Raw genomic sequence first — 3,207 nt, forward strand, 5'->3', positions numbered from 1 at the left:
GGTGTTCAGTATGGACGGGGATCAAGGCCCCTGGCGCGAGCTCGCAACCCTCGCCGCCCAAAGCGGCAACTGGTTGATGATCGACGATGCCCACGGTCTTGGTGTGCTGGGATCCGAGGGGCGCGGCACCCTGGCGGCGCAGGGGGTTCCTCCTGCCAGCGTACACATCCAGATGGGCACTTTTGGCAAGGCGCTCGGGGTTGCCGGTGCCTTTGTCGGCGGCAGCCGCGAGCTGGTGGAGTATCTGGTCAACTTCGCTCGCCACTATGTCTACAGCACCCATATGCCCGCCGCGCAGGCCTGCGCGGTCAGCAAGAGTATCCAACTGGTGCGCGTGGCTGATGAGTCCCGCGCCCATCTTGGCCAGCTGATCGCTCGCTTCCGGCAAGGGGCAAAGGCGCAGGGTTGGCAGCTTGGTGCGAGCGATACCCCCATCCAGCCGCTGCTGGTGGGGGAGAGCAGTGTTGCCCTGCAACTGGCAGAACGACTGCGGGAGCGCGGCGTCTGGGCTGGCGCCATTCGCCCACCCACGGTGCCAGTCGGTACGGCCCGGCTGCGCATTACCCTGAGCGCGGCTCACAGCGAGCAGGATGTGGATCGCCTGCTCGATGCCTTGGGGGTCTGCCCTGCAGTTACAACGCTTGGGGAGGCTCACTATGGCTGAGCGTTTTCAAACGGTCGACAAGGCGCAGCTTGCTCGCCGTTTCGGCGCCGCCGCTCGTCACTACGATGCCCACGCCCGCTTTCAGCAGGAGGTGGGTCAGGCGCTGTTGGAATGGATGCCAGACAGGCTGGTTGGCACTGATCTGACGGTGAGCGGGCTGGATCTGGGCTGCGGCACCGGCTTTTTCTTGCCCCAACTGGCGAACCGTTGTCACCAGCTGGTGGGGCTTGATCTCGCCCCCGGCATGCTGGCGCAGGCCGCCTTGCGTGGCAGCGGTGCTCGCCTGCTCTGCGGCGATGCGGAGCAGCTTCCTTTCGCCGATAACGCGTTCGACTGGGTTTTCTCCAGTCTGGCGCTGCAGTGGTGCGAGCGTCCGGCCCAGGCTTTTGGCGAGCTGCTGCGGGTGGTCAAACCGGGCGGCCAGATCTTTTTCTCGACCCTGCTCGATGAGTCGCTCTGGCAGTTGCGAGCCGCCTGGCAGCAGCTTGATGGTCGCGCCCATGTCAATCGCTTCCTCAGCCTGCCACAATTGGAGCAGGCTCTGGCGAGCGCCGGGGTATCTGCTCCCGAGCTGCGTTGTATCACCTGGGATCTCGCCTATCTTGAATTGCCGCAGCTGTTGCGTGATCTCAAGGGGATTGGGGCCAATCAGGTCAATGACAATCAGGGGAGTGCCGCCCCGGCCGGTCTGAGCGGGCGCGCCAGATTGCAGCAGCTGGCGCAGGCGTATGAGGCGTTTCGCCAGCCCGATGGCAGGCTGGTCGCCAGTTATCGGGTGTGCCTCGGTCGCCTCAGCAAGCCTCGCTGAGCGCCGGGAATCGTATTGTGTGCAGGGTAGTCAACGGGCCCTGCCAAGGAGAGAACCGTATGAAATCATTCTTTATCACCGGCACCGATACCGATGTGGGCAAGACGCTGGTGGCGCGCACCCTGCTGCGCGAATTTAGCGCACAGGGGATCAAGTGCGCGGGTTACAAGCCTGTCTCGGCCGGATGTGCCCGCACCCCTGACGGGCTGCGCAACCTGGATGCCGTTCTGTTGCAGGAGGCGGCGAGTCTGCCGCTGCCCTATGAGGTGGTCAATCCGTTCGCCTATGAGCCGCCGATTGCGCCCCACATCGCCGCCAGCGAGGCGCGCCAGCCTATCACCATGCAGGGGTTGAGTGAGGGGCTACGCAAGATTGAACAGGTTGGGGCCGAACTGGCGGTAGTGGAAGGGGCGGGGGGCTGGTATCTGCCGCTCGATCGCAAGCATCTGCTGTCGGACTGGGTGAAACAGGAGAACATGGCGGTGATCATGGTAGTGGGGGCCAAGCTGGGTTGCCTCAACCATGCGCTGCTCACCTTTGCCGCCATCCGCAACGATCAGCTGCCGGTGGCGGGGTGGGTAATTAATCGGCTCCATGGTTCCATGAGCCATTATCAGGAAAATCTGGACACCCTGAGGGGCTTGCTGCCAGCCCCCTTCCTTGGCGAAATTCCGTTTATAAACAATCCGCTTGAAGCCGATTTGCAGGGGCGTCTTGATATCTCGCCGCTACTTTGACGGCATATTCAGCGAACATTCATCGAATCTCCCTAGAATGTCGACATTAACATGATCAGGTGGGGATCCCGAGTGATCCCCGGTCATGTCCCTTATCTTCACAAGGAGTCTATATGAAGCGAATTATGCTATTCCTAGTGACCAACCTGGCCGTCATGCTGGTGCTGGGGGTGGTACTCAATATCCTGTTCTCGGTTCTGGGGATCAACAAGTCCAGCATTTCCGGGCTGTTGGTGTTCTGTGCCGTGTTCGGTTTTGGGGGTTCCTTTATCTCCTTGCTGATGTCCAAGTGGATGGCCAAGCGCAGCTATGGCGTCCAGGTCATCGAGCAACCCCGTAACGAGACCGAGCACTGGCTGGTGAGTACTGTGGCCCGTCAGGCCCGCGAAGCGGGTATCAAGATGCCGGAAGTGGGGATCTACGACTCTCCCGAGATGAACGCCTTTGCAACCGGCGCCCGCCGCGATGATTCGCTGGTGGCGGTCTCCTCCGGCCTGCTCTACAGCATGAGCCGTGACGAGGCGGAAGCGGTACTGGCCCACGAGGTTAGCCACGTGGCCAATGGCGATATGGTGACCCTGACCCTGATCCAGGGTGTAGTGAACACCTTCGTGATGTTCTTCGCCCGGATCGTGGCTGGCGTGATCAGCAACTTCTTCAGCTCCAACAACGAGGAAGAGAGCAGCAGCACCGGCGGTTTTGCCTACATGATCACCGTGTTCGTGCTGGAGATGCTGTTCGGTATTCTGGCCTCCATCATCGTCATGTGGTTCAGCCGTCAGCGCGAGTTCCGTGCCGATGCCGGTGCCGCCAAGCTGGCCGGTCGCGACAAGATGATTGCCGCCCTTGAGCGCCTCTCCCGCGGTGCCGAGCCGCAGCTGGAAGGCTCCATGATGGCCTTTGGCATCAACGGCAAGCGCTCCATGAGCGAGCTGTTCATGAGCCACCCGCCCATCGAGCAGCGTATCGCCGCCCTGCGTGGTTGATAGATACTGAAT

At 61.8% G+C, this 3,207-nt stretch carries 4 protein-coding genes; all 4 read left to right on the forward strand.

The window, feature by feature from the left end:
• On the forward strand, nt 1-664 hold a 664-nt coding region (locus tag AB5Y85_RS01975; protein WP_368221090.1), incomplete at its 5' end, for an aminotransferase class I/II-fold pyridoxal phosphate-dependent enzyme.
• Nucleotides 657-1,472: a malonyl-ACP O-methyltransferase BioC gene (gene bioC, locus AB5Y85_RS01980; protein ID WP_167570186.1), complete on the forward strand. Its 816-nt coding sequence runs from the start codon at nt 657-659 to the stop codon at nt 1,470-1,472. The genes AB5Y85_RS01975 and bioC, both read left to right, overlap by 8 nt.
• Before the next feature lie 59 nt (nt 1,473-1,531).
• Complete coding sequence (bioD, locus tag AB5Y85_RS01985) at nt 1,532-2,209, forward strand: dethiobiotin synthase (protein ID WP_108542270.1); 678 nt, start codon at nt 1,532-1,534, stop codon at nt 2,207-2,209.
• Nucleotides 2,210-2,322: 113 nt separating this feature from the next.
• Complete coding sequence (htpX, locus tag AB5Y85_RS01990) at nt 2,323-3,195, forward strand: protease HtpX (RefSeq protein WP_005337890.1); 873 nt, start codon at nt 2,323-2,325, stop codon at nt 3,193-3,195.
• Nucleotides 3,196-3,207 lie beyond the last annotated feature (12 nt).

Origin of the sequence: Aeromonas sp. R3-1 (assembly GCF_040908345.1) — a bacterium.
Taxonomy (GTDB): Bacteria; Pseudomonadota; Gammaproteobacteria; order Enterobacterales; family Aeromonadaceae; genus Aeromonas; species Aeromonas veronii.